Source organism: Donghicola mangrovi (assembly GCF_013377535.1).
GTDB lineage: Bacteria > Pseudomonadota > Alphaproteobacteria > Rhodobacterales > Rhodobacteraceae > Donghicola > Donghicola mangrovi.
The window spans coordinates 365512-384849 of record NZ_JABCJE010000003.1; the positions used below are offsets into that span (position 1 = coordinate 365512).

Genomic DNA, 19338 nt, shown 5'->3' on the forward strand with positions numbered 1-19338 from the left:
CTTGCAGGGGGGGACAGTCGCACCGCTAATGCGGGAAACAGGACGGAGTAGGGCAGTTGGCAGGCGGATTTTGGAACGGTGTAATCTGGGGCACAGTGGTGTCCGTGGCAGGGGCTGTGACGGTCTCTTTGTTGTCCGAAGCGCCCGAACCGTCGGCAAATCTTCCGCAAGCGCCCGCTGCCCTGACAGAACCTGCGCCTGAAACCGCTCCCGAACCGGCCGCTGAACCCGCGCCCGAAGCGCCCGAAACCCCCGTTGTGCCCGTGCCCGAGGTCGGCGAAGCCCCCGATCAGCCCGCACCGGCCCCCGAGGTCGAAGCGCCCGTCGCCGAAATCACCCCCGATGCGGCGCCCGAACCCTCTGACGCGCCCGAGGCCCCCGAGGACCTGACCGCCGAATCCGTGCCTGCGACCGAGCCCGAACCGGCGCCGCTGCCCGAGGCCGCCCCAGAGCAGGCCGAAATGCCCGACACCACCGAGGCGGACGCGCTGCCCGAACCCGCAGCCCCCGTCACCGAGCCCGAACATGCCGAGGCTCCGGCCCCCATCGTGTCCGACGTCGCCCCCGAGCTGCCCCCCGTGCAGCCCGAAACCATCGACATGGACACCATCACCCCCGAACCCGGCCTCTCCGAGCCCGCAGGCAACCTGATCGACAACCGCCGCGCCGCCGAGGCCGAAGCCGAGGCGCTGCTGCCTCAGGGCGACAAGCCGCTCGATGTCTTCTCGACCGATTTCTCGAACCCCGAGGATCGTCCGATGATGTCGATCATCGTGCTGGATACGCCCAACAGCGCCCTCGGCCCGGAGGTCCTGCGCGATTTCCCCTATCCGGTGACCATCGCGATCGACGCACTGGCCCCCGATGCCCGTGAACGCATGGACGCCTACCGTGCCGCTGGTTTCGAAATCCTCGCCACCGCCAGCTTCCCCCAAGGCGCCCGTCCTGCGGATGCGGAAATCGCCCTCGGCGCGATCTTCGACGCGCTGCCCGAAACCATCGGCTTTCTCGAGGCGGACGACGGGTCCCTCCAGCAAAGCCGCGCCCTGACCGATCAGGTCACCGCCGTCCTGTCCGACAGCGGCTACGGCCTCGTCCTGCAGCCCAAGGGCCTGAACACTGCCCAGAAAGTCGCCGTCAAAGAGGGCGTGCCCGCCGCCGCCATCTTCCGCGATCTGGATGGCAAGGACCAGAACGCCGACGTGATCCGCCGCTTCCTCGACAACGCGGCCTTCCGCGCCCGCCAGAGCGAAGACGGCGTCGTCGTCCTGACCCGCCTGCGGCCCGAAACCCTGTCGGCCCTCTTGATCTGGGCCCTTCAGGACCGCGCCAGCCAGGTCTCTCTGGCCCCCGCATCAGCCATCCTGAAACAGCAGGCAGACAAATAAAAATGGGCGGGCCACAAAAGCCCGCCCTTAGTTTCTTCTTGCCCAAATACTCCGGGGGAGCCCGCAGGGCGGGGGCAGTGCCCCCAACCCCCTCAGCGGTTAGAACCACCGGCGAACCGCGCCGCATCCTCTGCTGCACGCTTGATCGCCTTGGATTTGTTGACTGTCTCCTGATATTCCGCCTCGGGGTCAGAGTCATAGACGACCCCGCCACCCGCTTGAATATAAAGCTTTTTGTCCTTCACGATGGCGGTGCGCAGGGCGATACACATGTCCATATCCCCATTGGCACTGAAATACCCCAGACCGCCCGCGTAAACGCCGCGCTTCTCGGGCTCCAGCTCGTCGATGATCTCCATCGCGCGGACCTTGGGCGCACCCGAAACAGTGCCCGCAGGCATCCCCGACATCAGCGCCGACAGGGCGTCCTGATCATCGGCCAGCTCACCAATCACGTTCGAGACGATGTGCATCACGTGGCTGTAACGCTCGACGATGAACTCTTCGGTGGGCTTAACGGTGCCGATCTTGGACACCTTGCCAGTATCGTTGCGGCCCAGATCCAGCAGCATCAGGTGCTCTGCCAGTTCCTTCTTGTCGGCCAGCAGATCGGCCTCGAGCGCATTGTCCTCTTCGGGGGTCTCGCCACGGGGACGGGTGCCTGCGATCGGGCGGATGGTGACCTGCTTGTCGAACACGCGCACCAGAATCTCGGGCGAGGCGCCAACCACCTGGAAACCGCCGAAGTTGAAGTAGAACATGAACGGCGAGGGGTTCGTGCGGCGCAGGCTGCGGTAAAGCGCAAACGGCGGCAGGGGGAAATCCTGCGTCCAGCGCTGGGACGGCACCACCTGAAAGATGTCACCGGCGCGGATGTATTCCTTGGCCTTTTCGACGGCGGCGAAATAGCCCTCTTTGGTAAAGTTCGAGACCGGCTCACCCAGTTGCTGCGCCTCTCCCAGATCGCGGGGGGCGTGGGCGGGGCGGTCCAGATCGCGCAGGGCGTCCATCACGCGCTCGGCGGCTTGGGCATAGGCTGCGCGGGCGGTCATCCCGGGGGTGACCCAAGCGGGGCTGACCAGCGTTACCTCGCCCTTCACGCCGTCCAGAACGGCGATTACGGTAGGACGCATCAGACGCGCGTCGGGCAGACCCAGCGGATCGGGGTTCACGTTGGGCAGATGCTCGACCAGACGGATCATGTCGTAGCCCAAGTAGCCGAACAGGCCGGCAGAGGCCGCGGGCAGATCCTCGGGCAGGTCGATGCGCGATTCCGCGATCAGGTTGCGCAGCGCCTCCAGCGGAGCCTCGGACTGGTCGTCCCATGCGGTGGGGTCGAAACGGGCGTGGCGGTTGATCCGCGAGGCGGTGCCACGGCATTCCCAGATGATATCGGGCTTCATGCCGATGATCGAATAGCGGCCGCGCACTTCGCCGCCGGTCACGGATTCCAGAACGAACGCGTCGGGGGCGTCGCCTGCCAGCTTCATCATCAGCGACACAGGCGTGTCGAGGTCAGCGGCGAGGCGGGTGTAAACGACCTGATGCTCTCCGGCCTCGTAGGCCTGTGCAAAACTGTCAAAATCGGGGGTCAGAGCCACGGCTGCGGACCTTTCTTATTGGAACTGGGCTTTGACCGCGTTCATGGCGGTCTGGTTCAGCTGCACGCCCGCATCATCACGCAGAGCAGTCAGATAGGCCTGAAACAGGGCCTCGGCGGTTTGCGAGGCAGCCTGCTGTTCGAGGAAGCCGCGCATCTGCACAACTTCTTCGGACTCCATGTCGGGGTCCGAGACGCCATCCAGACGGACGATCGCGATTTTCTCTTCGCCGTCCACCAGATCGATCGCGTCTTGCTCCATTTCAAAGATATGTGCGTTCAGGACCGCAGGGGTGTTCGGCAGCATCTGGCCGCGGCCCACATGCTGAGCGGTCTCGATCGTGTAGGCGTCGAGGGTGGCCATGTTGTTGGCTTCCAGCGCGGCTTTCACGGTCTCGGCCTCGGCGCGGAGCAGCGCCTGCATTTCGGCGGTTTGCCATGCCAGAACCACTTCGTCGCGAACCTCGTCCAGCGGGCGGGGGGTGGGTTCGAGCGTGCCGTCAACGCGGGCCGCAAAGATGCCGCCATCGTTCAGCTGGTGGATTTCGGGGAAATCCTCGTTCGACAGAGCGCCCGCGATGTCGCGGAACTCGGGGTAGCCGGCGATGTCGCTGGTCAGGCCGTCATAGTATTCGATGGTGCCAACCTTGGCTTCGGTTTCCGAGGCCAGCTCTTCGAGGGTCGCACCGGCGGCGAGCATGTCGTTCAGCTCTTCGGCCTTTTGCTCGATCACGCGGCGGGCGCGGTCGATGGCGAATTCCTCGCGCAGTTCGGGCTCGGCTTCTTCGAAGGTGGTGACCTGCTCGGGCAGGACGGCGTTCACACGGAACAGGGCAGGGCCGAAATTGCTGTCGAGGGGGCCGACAACGGTGTCAGCCGCAGCCGCGAAAACGGTTTCGCCTGCGCTGTCCAGATCATCCAGAGAAACGTCCCCCAGATCCAGATCCGCCAGTTCCAGACCGCGTTCTTTGGCCAGTTCCTCGAAGGTGACTTCGCCTGCGTCCAGACGGGTTTTGGCGGCGGCGGCGGTTTCGGCGTCGGGATAGACCAGACGTTCGACCAGTCGGCGCTCGGGGGTGTAGTATTTGTCTTTGTTGTCGTCATAGGCCTGCTGGAGCATGGCCTGATCTACCTCGACCGAGTCCGCCAGCATAGAGGGGGTCATCTCGATATAGGTGATCGCCTTACGCTCTGGCAGGGTGAAGTCGGCGATGTGTTCCTGATAGAAGGCCTCGACCTGCGCGTCCGTGGGCAGGGGCTGGTCGGTGGGCATGTCCTTGGTGTTCAGGACGATGTAGGTGACGTCGCGCTGCTGGCCAATATATGTCAGCAGGGTGTTGATGTAGTCCTGAGAGGGCTTCACCGCACCGGCAACGGCACCTTGCAGGAAGGTGCGGGCGCTTTCGCGGCGCAGTTGATCCTCGAACTCGCTTTCGTTCAGGCCCGCGCGGTCCAGCGCGAACTTGTAGGTCTCGCGGTCGAACTTGCCGCTGGTCCCTTTGAAGGCGGGGATGTCCATGATCTGCTCGGCCACGGATTTGTCGCCGACCGATACGCCGATGCGACCGGTTTCGTTATCGAGGGTGGCACCGACCACGACCTGACCCAGCGCGCGCTGTTCGATGCCCATCTGGGCTGCATCCGCAAAGCTGACTGTGGTGCCCATCTGGGCCGAGAGCGCGTCCAGCTCGCCGCGCAGGGCGCGGGCATAGGCGTCAACGGGGATGGGGGTTTTGCCCACGCTGCCCACATTGCCGAGCGAGCTGCCGAAGTTGGTCACGCCAAAGCCGCCGAGGCCGGCGACAAGCCCGCCCACCAGAGCCCAGACAACGATCTTGGAGCCTTTGCCGGATTTTGCCATGATGTGCCCCCTCCTTGAAGTGTTTGTGTCCGCCACTGTCTAAGCAAGCATAGGGCGGGCCGCAAGCGGTGGTGTTATGTGGGCACGCAAATGGGAGGGGTGGTTGTGCCTTGGTCGGGGGAAGGGGGCTGTCTGCCCCCTCTTGGCGCGGGGCGCCAATTCACCCCCGAGGGTATTTCGCGCCAAGATGAAGGGGCAAAAGAAAAGGGCGCCTGCGGTGGGCGCCCTTGCGGTCTTTAGTCTTTGCCGCGGTAGGGCTCGACGTATTGGAGCGCCATGTCCCACGGGAAGAAGATCCAGGTGTCCTGGCTGACCTCGGTGACAAAGGTGTCGACCTGCGGGCGGCCCATCGGCTTGGCGTAGACGGTGGCGATGCGGGCCTTGGGCATGAGGGCGCGGACGGCCTCGAGGGTTTTGCCGGTGTCGACGAGGTCATCGACCACCAGAATGCCGGTGCCGTCGCCGATGATGTCCATGTCGGGGGACTTGATCACCGTAGGGGCGGACTGGGTCTGGTGGTTGTAGCTTTTGACGCTGATCGTATCGACGGTGCGGATGTCGAGTTCGCGCGCGACGATCATCGCGGGGGCCATGCCGCCGCGGGTGATGGCGACGACGGCCTTGAAACCCTCTTCGGGGGCATCGCTTTGCAGGCGCCACGCCAGAGCGCGGGCGTCACGGTGCAGTTGATCCCAGCTGACGTGGAAGCCTTTTTCGTGGGGCAGGCGTTCGGTCATTTCTTGTTATCCTTCAGGTCGTGGCGATCTTGAGACCCAGCGCGGCCAAGAGGCCACCAAGCACCCGATCCACCGGTGTCTTGAGGCGCATGTATCCGGCGCGGGTCCGTTCAAGTGAAAACAGACGAGCGACGAAGATATTCCAGATCGCTTCGTTGCAAAAGACAATCAAAAGAATTGCCAGAAGCGTCGTTACGTCAACATCGTGCGGAACGACCGAGACAAAGACCGCGCCAAAGAAAACCGCCGGTTTGGGGTTGGCCAGCTGGGTGGTGACCCCGAGGATGACCGCGCGTAGGGGCGAGATTTTGGGGGCCTTGACGGTGCCGACGTCGAGCGGTTCGCGCGCGCCGCGCCACATCTTGTAGGCGCACCAGATCAGGTAGGTCGCGCCGATCACTTTGAGGGCGATCAGCAGCTTGGGGGCGATCTCGAACAGTGTGGCCAGACCCAAGAGGGCCGCTGCGGCCCACACACAGGCCCCCAGTGCGATCCCGATGCTCAGGGCGACAGCGGATGCCATCCCCCGAAGCATTGCGACCCGCGCCGTCATGAGGACGGCCGGGCCGGGGCTCATCGCGGCCACAAGATGGACCGCGAACACAGAGAGCAAAACCGAGAGCATATCAGCCCTTGGAGATATCGGGCGCGTCGACTGCCTTCATGCCGACAACGTGGTAGCCCGCATCGACGTGCAGGTTTTCACCGGTCACGCCGCTGCCCAGATCGGACAGGAGGTACAGGGCCGACTTGCCCACATCCTCGATGGTCACGTTGCGGCGCAGGGGCGAGTTGTACTCGTTCCACTTCATGATGTAGCGGAAATCGCCGATGCCGCTGGCGGCCAGCGTCTTGATCGGGCCGGCGCTGATGGCGTTGACGCGGATGTTCTTCTTGCCCAGGTCTTCGGCCAGATACATGACCGAGGCTTCCAGAGCGGCTTTGGCCACGCCCATGACGTTGTAGTGGGGCATCACCTGCTCTGCACCGTAGTAGGTCAGGGTCACGGCGCTGCCGCCTTCGGTCATCAGCTTTTCCGCGCGCTGCATGACAGCGGTGAAGGAATAGACCGAGATGTCCATGGTCATGGTGAAGTTGCCGCGGGTGGTGTCCACGTAACGGCCGCGCAGCTCGTTCTTGTCCGAGAAGCCGATGGCGTGGACTACAAAGTCCAGCTTACCCCATTTTGCTTCGAGCTCGGCGAAGAGGGCGTCGATCGAGGCCTCGTCATTCACGTCGCAGGGCAGGACAATGTTCGAGCCCAGTTGTTCGGCCAGAGGCTGCACGCGCTTCAGTAGCGCCTCGCCCTGATAGGAGAACGCCAGTTCCGCGCCTGCGTCTGCGCAAGCCTGGGCAATGCCCCATGCGATCGACTTGTCGTTCGCCAGGCCCATAATCAGGCCACGCTTGCCGGCCATCAGTGCTGTTGACATGAGGTATCCCCCGCTCAAATCTTTGGATTGTTGATGTCGTTTAGGCGATTGGCGAGTGTGCATCAAGGCACTACTAGGACGTGAACACGTGTGGGTGAAGGGATAGACCATGGATGATCAGGAACACCGCAGCGGAATTTTCGCGGGGGATGATCCGTTCGAGATTGCGCAGCGCTGGCTGACCGAGGCCGAAGGGACCGAGATCAACGACCCGAACGCCATCGCCTTGGCCACTGCCGATGCGGACGGGCTGCCGAACGTGCGGATGGTCCTGCTGAAGGAAATCGAACCCGCCGCCTTCGTCTTCTATACCAACTACGAGAGCGCCAAGGGCCAGGAGATCGCCGCCACCGGCAAGGCCGCCTTTGTCATGCACTGGAAAAGCCTGCGCCGTCAGATCCGCGTCCGCGGTCTGGTCGAGCGCGAAGATGGTCCGCAGGCGGATGCCTACTATGCGTCACGCTCGCTAAAGAGCCGTCTGGGGGCGTGGGCCTCGCAGCAGTCGCGCCCGTTGGCGACCCGTGGGGCACTGATGGCAGAAGTTGCAAAGGTAACTGCTTTGAAGGGTCCGAATCCTGCCCGTCCGCCATACTGGGGTGGGTTCCGAATCAATCCTTTAGAGATCGAATTTTGGGCAGACGGGGCCTTCCGTTTGCATGACCGATTCCAATGGAAACGCGACAATTTAAACGAAAAATGGTCGGTTTCGCGACTAAATCCCTGAAAATCGACTGCGATACAAAAAACAGTCTGTTGCTACGACATTTGTGCAAAATCTTTGGGGTTGCATGTTACAAGAACCCGCATCACAACTGATGGCGTTGGGGAAATTTTTGGAAATGATGCTGTGAACGGAGAAAAGAGTGGCCGTCGCGTTGTAGGCCACGTGAAATGGTTCGATCCTGCCAAGGGGTTTGGCTTTGTCGTAGCACACGAGGGCGGAGCAGATATTCTGCTTCATGCAAATGTCCTGCGTAACTTTGGTCAGAGTTCAGTTGCAGATGGCGCGGGCATCGAGATCCTCGCGCAAGAGACGCAGCGTGGGGTTCAGGCGGTTGCCGTGTTGGCGATCGAGCCCCCGAGCACCGCAAGCGCCGTCGCCTTGGCCGACTTCGAGGAAATGGACCCCGAAGTGATCGCCTCTGCCGAGCTGGTTCCTGCACGGGTGAAGTGGTTCGACAAGGGCAAGGGCTTTGGCTTTGCCAACGTCTGGGGCCGCCCCGAAGATGTGTTCGTGCACATCGAGGTTCTGCGCCGCTCCGGTCTGGCGGACCTGCAACCCGGCGAGGCCGTGGGCCTGCGGGTGATCGAAGGCAAGCGCGGCCGCATGGCGACCGAAGTCTGCGCATGGGAAGCAGCGATGAGATCGACTGCTGAATGAAAAATCTGGGTTGGGCCGTTTTCCTGAGTGTTCTCGCTGGCCCGCTCTTTGCAGAGTGCTCTGACTCGCGGGTGAACCTGCGTGGCGACTGGGGCACCGCATCCTTCTCAATCGAAATTGCCGATGATGACGCCGAGCGGTCGCTGGGTCTGATGCATCGTGAGCATATGCCATCTTCGCACGGGATGCTGTTCGTCTATGACCGCGCGCAGCCTGTGTCGTTCTGGATGCGCAATACGCTGATCCCGCTGGACCTACTGTATGTTGATGCCACTGGCACCGTACAAGAAGTTCACGAAAACGCCCGCCCATTGGATGAGACACCGATCCGCTCGACGGGGCCGCGTCTCGCTGTGCTAGAAATCAACGGTGGCCTGTCGCACGCGATGGGGATCACTGTGGGCACCCAATTGCAGCATTCCGCCTTTGGGGCAGAGGCTGCGTGGCCTTGCAGCGCAAAATAATCCAAATCGCTCTTTTCTTTGTCGTTTCTTCGGACTAGGAAGGGGCAAGTCGGGGTGTAGCGCAGCCTGGTAGCGCGTCTGTTTTGGGTACAGAAGGCCGTGAGTTCGAATCTCGCCTCCCCGACCACTTTCACCACAATTTGCCGTTTCACTGATTCCAAAATGATACTGCTGGATTCGCAGTCACTTTTGGAAAGCGTTAACAAAACAAAGCCATTTGTTAACCTTTGGCCTTGCCACAAATGCCGAGTCCGCAAGTGAGGCGGGTAACATTTCCCCTACATCGATCTATCATCCGGTTAACAAAACTATCCTTTTGGGAGCGCGTTTAAGTTGTCCGTCTTTTGCGCAAATTGGGGATAACTTTAAGGCCACCTGCGTAATCCTGCGTGAATTAAGGGAAAATTGAATTCGTTACTATTTTGCCTAACTGGGGATTAACGGTTGCATGAATCACCGCCCTTCACGGGCCTGTGAAAACGGCCTGCGATGCAACCCTAAATGTGGAAATAGGTCGGTAAAAAATCCGTTGACCATGTAGTTGTCCCTACGCCAGATTGTGGTGGCAATCACAAGTCGCACTACATTTGGTGGCAGTGAGGCGGACAGGCACTGTGGGCGATTCCGGGTCTTTGGGAATCGGGAAACCACGCGAAAGCCAATAAAAAACGTAACAGAGCGGCCTTGCGCCGAAGCCTGCCAATTTGGCGGGACGACTAGATTTTGCCGGAGACGGGGCACCACATGAAGATCGAACGCAAATTCACCAAAGCCGGACAGGACGCCTATGCCGAGCTGGAATTCGTGCTTACTACTTCCGAGATCCGCAACCCTGACGGGACTGTGGTGTTCAAACTCGACGAAGTGGAGGTCCCGGCCAAGTGGAGCCAGGTCGCCAGCGATGTGATTGCCCAGAAATACTTCCGTAAGGCGGGCGTGCCTTCGGCAACCAAGCCCGTGCGCGAAAAGGGCGTGCCGGAATTCCTGTGGCGCTCGGTCCCCGCAGAGGGCGCCGAAATGGGCGGCGAGACCAGCGCCAAGCAGGTGTTTGACCGTCTGGCGGGCGCCTGGACCTATTGGGGCTGGAAGGGTGGGTACTTTACCACCGAAGAGGACGCGCAGACCTATTTCGACGAGATGCGCTATATGCTGGCCCGCCAGATGGCCGCGCCGAACAGCCCCCAGTGGTTCAACACCGGCCTGCATTGGGCGTACGGCATCGACGGCCCCAGCCAGGGGCACTTCTACGTCGATTACCAGACCGGAAAGCTGGTCAAGTCGAACTCGGCCTATGAACATCCGCAGCCCCATGCCTGCTTTATCCAGTCGGTCAGCGATGATCTGGTGAACGAAGGCGGCATCATGGACCTGTGGGTCCGCGAGGCGCGTCTTTTCAAATACGGCTCGGGCACCGGCACCAACTTCAGCAGCCTGCGCGGCGAGGGCGAGAAGCTGTCGGGCGGCGGCAAATCGTCGGGCCTGATGGGCTTCCTCAAGATCGGCGACCGTGCGGCTGGCGCGATCAAGTCGGGCGGCACCACTCGCCGCGCGGCCAAGATGGTGATCTGTGACGCCGATCACCCCGATATCGAGGAATTCATCAACTGGAAGGTCAAGGAAGAGCAGAAGGTTGCCAGCATCGTCGCCGGCTCCAAGATGCACGAGGCCCGGCTGAACGAGATTTTTGCAGCTATCCGCCAGTGGGATGGCTGCACCGAGGACGCTGTTGATCCGGCAAAAAATGACGCGCTGAAGGCCGCCATTCGCGGTGCCAAACGGAACGCGATCCCCGAGACCTATGTGAAGCGCGTGCTGGACTATGCCAAGCAGGGCTACACCAGCATCGAATTCCCGACCTACAACACCGATTGGGACAGCGAGGCTTATGCCAGCGTGTCCGGCCAGAACTCGAATAACTCGGTCCGTGTGACTGATGCCTTCCTGCAGGCGGTCAAGGATGATGCGGATTGGGAACTGCTGCGCCGCACTGATGGCAAAGTCGCCAAGACCATCAAAGCCCGCGACCTGTGGGAGCAGATCGGTCACGCAGCTTGGGCCTGCGCCGATCCGGGCATCCAGTACCACGACACGGTCAACGCGTGGCACACTTGCCCCGAGGACGGGCAGATCCGCGGCTCGAACCCGTGCTCGGAATACATGTTCCTTGACGATACCGCGTGTAACCTCGCGTCGATGAACCTGCTGCAGTTCTACAAGGACGGTCAGTTCCAGGTCGAAAACTACATGCACGCCTCGCGTCTGTGGACCCTGACGCTGGAGATCAGCGTGATGATGGCGCAGTTCCCGTCCAAGGAAATCGCGCAGCTGTCCTATGACTTCCGCACCTTGGGTCTGGGCTATGCCAACATTGGCGGTCTGCTGATGCAGATGGGTCTGGGCTATGACAGTGCCGAAGGGCGTGCGATGGCTGCCAGCCTGACCGCGATCATGACCGGCGTGGCCTATGCGACCTCGGCCGAGGTGGCGGGCGAGTTGGGGACCTTCCCCGGCTATCAGCGCAACGCGGCGCACATGCTGCGGGTCATCCGCAACCACCGCAACGCGGCCCACGGCAATGCCGACGGCTACGAGGCGCTGGCCGTCAAGCCGATCCCGCTGGACATCGCCAACTGCCCCGATCCGCGCCTGACCGCCATCGCGGCCGCCTGCTGGGACGAGGCTCTGCGCCTTGGGGAGCAGCACGGATACCGCAACGCGCAGGCCACGGTGATCGCGCCCACGGGCACCATCGGTCTGGTTATGGACTGCGACACCACCGGCATCGAGCCCGACTTCGCGCTGGTGAAATTCAAGAAGTTGGCCGGTGGCGGCTACTTCAAGATCATCAACCGCTCGGTTCCCAGCGCGCTGGAAAAGCTGGGCTATAGCTCTGCCCAGATCGAAGAGATCATCGCCTATGCGGTCGGTCACGGCAGCCTTGGCAACGCGCCGGGCGTGAACCACACCAGCCTGATCGGCCACGGCTTTGGCAATGCAGAGCTGGAAAAGATCGAGACCGCGCTGGAAACGGCCTTCGACATCCGCTTCGTGTTCAATCAGTGGACGCTGGGGGAAACCTTCTGCAAGGACGTGCTGGGTATTCCCGCGCCCAAGCTGGTGGACCCGACCTTCGACCTGCTGCGCCACCTTGGCTACACCAAAGCCGAGATTGATGCCGCCAACGATCACGTCTGCGGGACCATGACGCTGGAGGGTGCGCCGCACCTGAAGCCCGAGCACCTGAACGTGTTCGACTGCGCCAACCCCTGCGGCAAGAAGGGCAAGCGTTACCTGAGCGTCGAAAGCCACATCCGCATGATGGCCGCCGCGCAAAGCTTTATCTCGGGTGCGATCTCCAAGACCGTGAACATGCCCAACGACGCCACCATCGAGGACTGCCAGAAGGCCTACGAGCTATCGTGGGAACTGGGGGTCAAGGCGAACGCGCTTTACCGTGACGGCTCGAAGCTGAGCCAGCCTTTGGCCGCCGCGCTGGTCGAGGATGATGACGAGGCCGCAGAGGTGCTGGAAACCGGCACCCCACAGGAAAAGGTCGCCTTCATCGCCGAGAAGATCGTCGAGAAGGTCATCGTCAAGGAAATCGCCCGCACCCAGCGCACCAAGCTGCCCGAGCGCCGCAAGGGCTACACCCAGAAAGCCGTCGTGGGCGGTCACAAGGTGTACCTGCGGACCGGTGAATATGGCGACGGCTCCTTGGGCGAGATCTTCATCGACATGCACAAAGAGGGTGCCGGCTTCCGCGCGATGATGAACAACTTTGCCATCGCGGTGTCGGTCGGTCTGCAATACGGCGTGCCGCTGGAAGAGTTCGTGGATGCCTTCACCTTTACCAAGTTCGAACCCTCGGGGTTGGTGCAGGGCAACGACAGCATCAAGAACGCGACCTCGATCCTGGACTACATCTTCCGCGAGCTGGCGGTCAGCTATCTGGATCGCACCGATCTGGCGCATATCAAGCCCCAAGGCGCGTCTTTCGACGATCTGCATCGCAACGACGAGCAGGGCCAGAAGAACTTCCGCGAGGTGCCGAACAGCCGTGGAAACGACCCGCTGCACGTGCTGCGCCAGATCAGTTCGACCGGTTATCTACGTAAACGGGTCCCCGCAGATCTGGTTGCATTGCAAACAGGCGGACATATCCACAGCGAATCCGTTGACTCCAAAACTGAGTCACTTCAAGCCCTTACAACTCTGGTGTCAGAGTCCGACTCAGCCCCGGCTGGGGGAATCGACGCACGGGCAAAGGCAAAGATGCAGGGCTACGAAGGCGAAGCCTGCGGTGATTGTGGGAATTACACTCTCGTCCGCAACGGCACCTGCATGAAGTGTAACACCTGCGGCGCGACAAGCGGATGCAGTTAACCGCAGGGGCGCTCTGATCGCCCCGCCGCGCGGGTGTGATGAAGAGGCAAAAGGGCAGGGCACCCACGGGGGGCCTTGCGTAAGAAACAACAGGGTGAGGGTCGGCGCTGATCGACCCCATGAAAGAAGAGACAGATGCAGTTGGTTTTTGATATCGCCGGACATGCCTGTGTTGCAGAGCGCGTGGAAATGCGCGGCAACACCATCGAGGCCGAATTCGCCGCTGACGCCGAAGGCTTTCTGGCCGAGGCACTGGACGACCGCATGGTTGTTCTGCTCAGCGATGATGGTGGCCGGATGGCAGTGACCTATTCGGTGCTTGATTACTTTACCAACGGCGGCGGTGCGTGCACCGCGACGTTCTCGGTCAATGCGGCCTCGCGCCGGGTATTGCACTGAGAACAAACAGAGTCCGCAAGAGCCTTTGAATGGCATCTGCGGTTAGGGCAACGACCCACACCACAGCGTTCCGGAGCGGATGCGTTCGCTCCTACACGCGAAACGGGACGCAGGCAAAAACTCAAACGGGCGGTAATATAATGAGCCCGGTTTCGCGAACCTTGGGGGTGCTTCGGCACCCCCTTTTTCTTTGCGGCGGGTGGGGCAGGGCGTTGGTCGCATTGATTAACCGACCCTGACTTGTTTTGCTGCATTGCAATGACAAGTATAGGGACACCTGTTAACAGGTGTGTATGGTCAAGGATTTCGGGATGCCGCATCCACAACATTCGGGATACATCGTGTGCCCCCATTGTGATGCGCTGTTTGTGCAAAAGCAGCCCCAGTTCGGCGAGCGCGCCGTCTGCACCCGTTGCCGTACCGTGCTGATCGCGCCGCGCCGCAACGCCTTTATCCGCATTCTGGCGCTGTCGGTGACCAACCTTATTCTGGTGATCGCGGCGCTGTTCCTGCCGTTCCTTCAAATCAGCCGCGCGGGTTTCCATAACGAGACCTCGGTGATGGATGCTGTGCTGGCCTTTTCTGACGGGCCGCTCTTTGTGCTGTCACTGGCGGTGGGGGCGCTGATCGTGCTGGTGCCGATGATGCGCATGGTGCTGACGCTTTATGTGCTGGCTCCGATGGTGATGGGGCGCCCGCCCGCGCCGGGGGCCACCCGCGCCTTTCGCCTGTTCGAGGCGCTGAAGCCTTGGTCCATGGCCGAGATATTCGTGCTGGGTTGCGGGGTTGCGCTGGTCAAGGTGTCCGCCCTTGCGCAGGTCCATCTGGGGTCGGCCTTCTGGATGATGGGCGTACTGGTGATCGTGGTTCTGCTACAGGACAACATGATGTGCCGCTGGTCCGTCTGGACCGCGCTGGAGAAACGCAAGGCATGAGCGATCACCCCGATATCCGGTCCGCCCGTGACTGTGGCCTCTTGGCCTGTACCCGCTGCGGGGCCGTCTGGTCGATGCAGGACGAGGGCGCCAAGTGTGACCGCTGCAGCCATGTCCTTCAGTCGCGGGACACCAAATCGTTGCAGCGGGTCTGGGCTTGGTGGGTGGCGGCGCTGATGGCCTATATCCCCGCCAATCTGGAACCCATGCTGCGCACCCGAACGCTGGTCGCCGAAACCGAGTCTACCATCGTCGAGGGCGCGTTCGAGCTGATCCACCACGGGGATATTCCGGTGGCGCTGATCATCCTGATTGCCTCGGTCGGGATTCCGGTCGCGAAGTTCGGGGCCATTGCCTATCTTGCGCTGTCGGTGAACCGGCAGGCGCGGCTGTCGGCCCATCGCCGCCAGCACCTGTATGAACTGGTCGAATACATCGGACGCTGGTCCATGATCGACGTTTTCGTGGTCGCCATTCTGTCTGCGCTGGTGCAGTTGAATGTGGCGGCTCAAATCTCTCCGGGGCCAGCGGCGCTGACCTTTGCCCTGTCGGTGATCTTTACCATGCTGTCAGCCCAGAGCTTTGACAGCCGGATGATCTGGGACTCCGACACCGCCCCTGACGCCCCCGTAACGAAAGAGACCCATCGTGAGTGAACCTGATACGCCCGCTGTCACCGTCGAACCCGCCCGCCAGAGCTTGGTGGAACGGGCCTCTATCGTGTGGCTGGTGCCCTTGGGGGCGCTGGCGATTGCGCTGGCCATCGCGTGGAACCACTGGAATTCCCGCGGCCCGCTGATCGAGATCACCTTTGCCAACGCCTCGGGTGTGCGCGCGGGCGAGACAGAGTTGAAGTTCCGTGATGTCACCGTCGGTCTGGTCGAGAAGGTCGGACTGGAAGGCGACATGAAGAACGTCCGCGTTTCCGTCCGTCTGGACAAGGATGTAGCGCCCTATGTGGACAATGACGCCCTGTTCTGGGTCGTCCGCCCCGAGGTGACCACCCGCGGCGTGACCGGACTGGATACCGTGCTGTCCGGCGTCTTTATCGAGGGCGAGTGGGACAACACCATCGGCGACGAACAGGACCACTTCACCGGTCAGGACGCCGCCCCGCTGCTGGCATCGGGCCAAGAGGGCCTGCGCCTGACCATGCGCGCCGTGGGCGAGGATAGCATCGAGGCGAACTCTCCGATCCTGTACCACGGGATCGAGGTCGGCGAGATGGGCGACGCCCGCATCTCCGAGGATGGCCAGACCGTTCTGGCGGATGCCGTGATTTTTGCGCCCTATGACAAGCTGATCACTTCGACCACGCGGTTCTGGAACACGTCAGGCTTCTCGCTCAGTTTCGGGCCGGACGGGGCGTCAGTAGATTTCGAAACCATTTCTTCGCTGATTGCGGGGGGGATCACGTTCGACACTGCGGCGTCTGGCGGCGTGCGCGCCAAGGATGGCGACCGCTATGACCTGTTCGACGACGAAGAGACCGCCCGCGCCAGCCTGTTCGCCCGCGAGGCCGGCCCCGAGATCGAGCTGACGCTGGTGTTTGACAACAACGTGTCGGGCCTGCGCCCCGATGCGCCCGTGGAACTGTCGGGCCTGCGTGTGGGCCGGATCACCAACCTGACCGGTCTGGTGGACCCCGAACGCTTTGGCGACAACCGCGTGCGCCTGCTGGCCACGATGGCCCTACAGCCCGAACGTCTGGGGCTGGCCGAGGATGGCATGGACCCGCTGGAATTCCTGTCCGAAAGCGTCAAAGAGGGGATGCGCGCCCGCCTGACCAATGCCTCAATTCTGACTGGGGGCCTCAAGGTTGATCTGGTCACTATGCCCGAAGCGCCCGAGGCCGTTCTGGACCAGACCGCGCAGCCCTATCCCGTCTTCCCGACCGCGCCGCCAGAGCTGACCGACGTGGCCGCGACCGCCGAGGATATGTTCAACCGCGTGAACAACCTGCCGATCGAGGAGCTGCTGCAAAGCGCCATCGACTTCCTGAACGGCGCCACGGCGCTGGTCGCGAACGAGGACACCCAGTCCACCCCCAAGGACATCCGCGCCCTGCTTGGCGACATCCGCGGGCTGGTGGGATCAGAGCAGGTGCAGGCCGTGCCGGAACAGCTGAACACCCTCTTGACCCAGTTGGGCGGCGTGGCGACCGAGCTGAACGCGACCCTGACCCAAATCAACGAGGCGCAGATGGTCGTGACCCTGTCCGACACCCTGAAAAGCCTGCAAGGCACCGTGGACAAGGCCAACGCCTCGATCGACGGGGTGCCAGAGCTGTTGGAACGGGTGAACGCTGTGGTGGCCAAGCTGGAAACCGTGCCGGTGGATCAGCTGTCGGGGGATTTGTCCGCGCTGATGCAATCGGTGGACCGCCTGATCGATACGCCCCAAGCGCGCCAACTGCCCGCCGATCTGTCCGCCACCCTCCAAGAGGTCGCCTTGGTCCTGAAAGACCTGCGCGAAGGCGGCACGGTCGCGAACGTCAACACCACGCTTCAGTCGGCCAGCGATGCGGCCAACGCTGTGGCCCGCGCGACCGATGATCTGCCCGCGCTGGTGGACCGCTTGAACAAACTGCTGGGGCAGGCGCAAGCCACGCTCAGCGGCTATGACGGCAATTCGCAATTGAACCGCGACGCGCGCACCGCCCTGCGCGCCCTGACCGAGGCCGCCCGCGCCATCGACGGTCTGGCCAGCACGCTGGAACGCAAACCGAACTCGCTTATTCTGGGACGCTGATAATGATGAAAGCTTTACCGATCCTCGCTCTGGCCGCGCTGGCTGCTTGCTCTGGCCCCGAAACCCGCCTGTCCACCCCCGAGGTGACCAGCGACGTGAGCGTGCGCACCAGCTTCCCCTCGCTCGAGATGCGGCTGGTCAGCCTGCCGACCTATGCCAGCGAAGAAGAGATCGCCTCGCAGAACACCGATGGCACGATCAAGAGCGGCGACAGCCTGCTGTGGGCGGATGATCCGGCGCGCTCGGTGACCATGGCGCTGGCCCGTCATCTGTCGCAGATCACCGGCGCGACCGTGGCCCCCGAACCGTGGCCCTTCGACGCCTATGCAGCGGGCCGCGTGGATGTGCGCTTTACCGAAATGCTGGGGCGGGCGGACAATCGGTTCCAGCTGACCGGCCAGTATTTCGTCGTCGATAGCGAAGGGCGGGGCCGCGATAAATCGGTTCTGTTCGACATCCAAGAGCCAGTTGCCGCCCCCTATGGTCCGGCCCAGATCGCGGCGGCCCGAGCGGGCGCTGTGGCCAAACTGGCTGCCGATATCGCTCAAAAGGCGCTGTAAAATCAAATTCTCCTAGCCATCTGGGTAGGAAACAACCCTATTTCACGGCGCAGCGATACCTCAGATTGGCTGCGCCGCACGCATGTTAGGCGCTACGCCTATTTCATCCTCAATTCGCGAACACTTGCGGATTCTCTGGCCCAAACCAACAAGGATGAACACATGTCTGTGCCCGGCTCTGCTCAGCTCGAGCAAATTCTTCTTAGCTCCAGCGATCTTTCCAAAGCCTCGCTTGCCACTCGTATCACCGTGGGCCGCCTTCGTAGCGAAGTCGCGGGTGATCCTTCGTCTCTGGCGTCCAAAGTCGCCGAACTGACCGAATTCGCGACCCAGAACGATTTCGCCGCCAACGATTTGGCTAACATCTAATCCCCGCACTGGAGACTCCTATGAAAAACGAACTTCTGACTGTAGCCGAGGCTTCTGCGCGTATCACCGCTGGTGATGTTATGACCGTAGCGGGTGACACTGCGCTGCTGTCGCAGCTGCCTGCGGGGAACTGGATCGGTGGTAGCTCTGTCTACTTCGTGACTGAAAGCGGCGGCGCGGTGATCCGTGACAAGGTCTTCTGCACCACCTTCGAAGGCACCGCAGGCGCAACCGTGCGCACCGTGAGTTCCGACAACCTGAAGTCCATCGCCGAAGGCTACAAGGCTGGCGGCTTCACCGTCATGCTGATCCCCGCCTTCTCGGGCACTCACACCAAGTTTGCCGTTGATGCGCCCGCGATGGGTTCGCTCTTTGCACAGCCGCTGGTTGGCTGGATTTCGGGCGTGCATCTGGACGAGCTGGGCTCGGCCAAGCCGACCGTTTATGATGGCTCGACCGCAACCGCCGTCGAAGATGGCGCCGTCTGCCTGCACATCCAGCTGCCCGCGGGTTCGAAGGTCAACACCGACATCGTGAACATCTTCAATCAGGGTCACGATGCGAAAACCACCTTCACCTTCCAAGAGCAGGGCTTCAGCGTCACCACCGCTGTTGTGAACGGCATGGAAGTGAACTTTGCCGAATACCTGACCGAGAACAACATCGACACCCGTCTGCCGCTGGTCGCAAACTATGCGGGCGCTCTGGTGAACGTGTCGGTTCAGGCCGTTGACACCGACAATGGCACCGTCGCGTTCTACGCGCCCGTGACCCCCGGCGTTGAATACCAGCTGGCGTCGCCGATCAGCGACTACGCAGGCACCTTTGCGTCGAACCTCGGTGATACCGGCGTTGGCCAGTACTCGTGCAACTGCATCCTGAACTACCTCTATGGCGAGCTTGAAGGCAAATCGACCGGCACCTTTACCGGCCCCGTGACCTTTGGCGAAATCGCTTACATCCTGCTGAACCAGACGCTCGTGAAGCTGGACGTGCAGGCCGCATAATCCCGATCGGGACAGTGGAAATGACTACGCCCCGCAGAGCGATCTGCGGGGCGTTTTTCATGTCGGGATC

17 protein-coding genes and 1 tRNA gene are annotated in these 19338 nt (G+C 62.0%); 13 read left to right on the forward strand and 5 right to left on the reverse strand.

Translation table 11 applies throughout. The features are described 5' to 3' along the window. The first annotated feature begins 56 nt into the window (after positions 1–56). A complete protein-coding gene (locus tag HJ536_RS09710; protein WP_177157553.1) occupies positions 57–1388 on the forward strand; it encodes a divergent polysaccharide deacetylase family protein in 1332 nt (443 codons plus the stop codon). Positions 1389–1480: 92 nt separating this feature from the next. Here the strand turns inward: HJ536_RS09710 and trpE are convergent, their stop codons facing one another. The 5 genes from trpE to fabI form a co-directional block, all read right to left on the reverse strand. After that, positions 1481–2989: an anthranilate synthase component I gene (gene trpE, locus HJ536_RS09715; RefSeq protein WP_177157554.1), complete on the reverse strand. Its 1509-nt coding sequence runs from the start codon at positions 2987–2989 to the stop codon at positions 1481–1483. Positions 2990–3004: 15 nt separating this feature from the next. Further along, complete coding sequence (locus HJ536_RS09720) at positions 3005–4849, reverse strand: peptidyl-prolyl cis-trans isomerase (protein ID WP_177157555.1); 1845 nt, start codon at positions 4847–4849, stop codon at positions 3005–3007. Positions 4850–5085: 236 nt separating this feature from the next. After that, positions 5086–5586 carry a xanthine phosphoribosyltransferase gene (gpt, locus tag HJ536_RS09725; RefSeq protein WP_176853317.1) on the reverse strand — a complete coding sequence of 167 codons (501 nt, stop codon included), beginning with the start codon at positions 5584–5586 and terminating at the stop codon, positions 5086–5088. Positions 5587–5599: 13 nt separating this feature from the next. Next, positions 5600–6211 (reverse strand): LysE family translocator, encoded by a 612-nt coding sequence (locus tag HJ536_RS09730; protein WP_176853316.1) that lies wholly within the window; start codon positions 6209–6211, stop codon positions 5600–5602. Position 6212: 1 nt separating this feature from the next. Then, on the reverse strand, positions 6213–7019 hold the full coding sequence (gene fabI / locus HJ536_RS09735) for an enoyl-ACP reductase FabI (RefSeq protein ID WP_177157556.1): 807 nt from the start codon (positions 7017–7019) through the stop codon (positions 6213–6215). Between the two features lie 109 nt (positions 7020–7128). Here fabI and pdxH point away from each other — a divergent pair, with 109 nt between their 5' ends. The 12 genes from pdxH (at position 7129) to HJ536_RS09795 (ending at position 19268) form a co-directional block, all read left to right on the forward strand. Continuing rightward, entirely contained in the window at positions 7129–7743 is a 615-nt protein-coding gene (pdxH, locus tag HJ536_RS09740; protein WP_177157557.1) for a pyridoxamine 5'-phosphate oxidase, read from the forward strand. A gap of 123 nt (positions 7744–7866) precedes the next feature. Next, the gene (locus tag HJ536_RS09745) at positions 7867–8400 is read left to right on the forward strand and encodes a cold shock domain-containing protein (RefSeq protein ID WP_176853313.1); all 534 of its coding nucleotides are present in this window, start codon (positions 7867–7869) and stop codon (positions 8398–8400) included. After that, positions 8397–8864, forward strand: coding sequence for a DUF192 domain-containing protein (locus HJ536_RS09750; RefSeq protein ID WP_176853312.1), 468 nt, complete (start codon positions 8397–8399; stop codon positions 8862–8864). Before HJ536_RS09745 ends, HJ536_RS09750 begins: the two co-directional genes overlap by 4 nt. 50 nt (positions 8865–8914) lie before the next feature. Continuing rightward, positions 8915–8991: transfer RNA gene (locus tag HJ536_RS09755), tRNA-Pro, on the forward strand. Between the two features lie 617 nt (positions 8992–9608). Further along, on the forward strand, positions 9609–13247 hold the full coding sequence (locus tag HJ536_RS09760) for a vitamin B12-dependent ribonucleotide reductase (RefSeq protein WP_177157558.1): 3639 nt from the start codon (positions 9609–9611) through the stop codon (positions 13245–13247). 135 nt (positions 13248–13382) lie between these two features. Further along, on the forward strand, positions 13383–13646 hold the full coding sequence (locus HJ536_RS09765; RefSeq protein WP_176853310.1) for a hypothetical protein: 264 nt from the start codon (positions 13383–13385) through the stop codon (positions 13644–13646). Between the two features lie 311 nt (positions 13647–13957). Then, positions 13958–14581, forward strand: a complete 624-nt coding sequence (locus HJ536_RS09770) for a paraquat-inducible protein A (RefSeq protein ID WP_176853309.1) — start codon at positions 13958–13960, stop codon at positions 14579–14581. Beyond that, a complete protein-coding gene (locus tag HJ536_RS09775) occupies positions 14578–15237 on the forward strand; it encodes a paraquat-inducible protein A (RefSeq protein ID WP_177157559.1) in 660 nt (219 codons plus the stop codon). The genes HJ536_RS09770 and HJ536_RS09775 overlap by 4 nt, the downstream gene beginning before the upstream one ends. Then, on the forward strand, positions 15230–17332 hold the full coding sequence (locus HJ536_RS09780) for an MlaD family protein (RefSeq protein ID WP_177157560.1): 2103 nt from the start codon (positions 15230–15232) through the stop codon (positions 17330–17332). The genes HJ536_RS09775 and HJ536_RS09780 overlap by 8 nt, the downstream gene beginning before the upstream one ends. Positions 17333–17334: 2 nt before the next feature. Next, complete coding sequence (locus tag HJ536_RS09785) at positions 17335–17892, forward strand: PqiC family protein (RefSeq protein ID WP_177157561.1); 558 nt, start codon at positions 17335–17337, stop codon at positions 17890–17892. 162 nt (positions 17893–18054) lie between these two features. Continuing rightward, the gene (locus tag HJ536_RS09790) at positions 18055–18261 is read left to right on the forward strand and encodes a hypothetical protein (RefSeq protein ID WP_176853305.1); all 207 of its coding nucleotides are present in this window, start codon (positions 18055–18057) and stop codon (positions 18259–18261) included. Between the two features lie 20 nt (positions 18262–18281). Continuing rightward, positions 18282–19268, forward strand: coding sequence for a DUF6976 family protein (locus HJ536_RS09795; protein WP_177157562.1), 987 nt, complete (start codon positions 18282–18284; stop codon positions 19266–19268). Positions 19269–19338 lie beyond the last annotated feature (70 nt).

Coding starts and splice junctions, on each gene's coding strand:
- HJ536_RS09750 (WP_176853312.1), top strand. CDS start 8,397: ATGAAAAATCTGGGTTGGGCCGTTTTCCTGAGTGTTCTCGCTGGCCCG.
- gpt (WP_176853317.1), bottom strand. CDS start 5,586: ATGACCGAACGCCTGCCCCACGAAAAAGGCTTCCACGTCAGCTGGGAT.
- HJ536_RS09720 (WP_177157555.1), bottom strand. CDS start 4,849: ATGGCAAAATCCGGCAAAGGCTCCAAGATCGTTGTCTGGGCTCTGGTG.
- HJ536_RS09770 (WP_176853309.1), top strand. CDS start 13,958: ATGCCGCATCCACAACATTCGGGATACATCGTGTGCCCCCATTGTGAT.
- HJ536_RS09730 (WP_176853316.1), bottom strand. CDS start 6,211: ATGCTCTCGGTTTTGCTCTCTGTGTTCGCGGTCCATCTTGTGGCCGCG.
- HJ536_RS09785 (WP_177157561.1), top strand. CDS start 17,335: ATGATGAAAGCTTTACCGATCCTCGCTCTGGCCGCGCTGGCTGCTTGC.
- fabI (WP_177157556.1), bottom strand. CDS start 7,019: ATGTCAACAGCACTGATGGCCGGCAAGCGTGGCCTGATTATGGGCCTG.
- HJ536_RS09790 (WP_176853305.1), top strand. CDS start 18,055: ATGTCTGTGCCCGGCTCTGCTCAGCTCGAGCAAATTCTTCTTAGCTCC.
- HJ536_RS09760 (WP_177157558.1), top strand. CDS start 9,609: ATGAAGATCGAACGCAAATTCACCAAAGCCGGACAGGACGCCTATGCC.
- HJ536_RS09775 (WP_177157559.1), top strand. CDS start 14,578: ATGAGCGATCACCCCGATATCCGGTCCGCCCGTGACTGTGGCCTCTTG.
- pdxH (WP_177157557.1), top strand. CDS start 7,129: ATGGATGATCAGGAACACCGCAGCGGAATTTTCGCGGGGGATGATCCG.
- HJ536_RS09765 (WP_176853310.1), top strand. CDS start 13,383: ATGCAGTTGGTTTTTGATATCGCCGGACATGCCTGTGTTGCAGAGCGC.
- HJ536_RS09795 (WP_177157562.1), top strand. CDS start 18,282: ATGAAAAACGAACTTCTGACTGTAGCCGAGGCTTCTGCGCGTATCACC.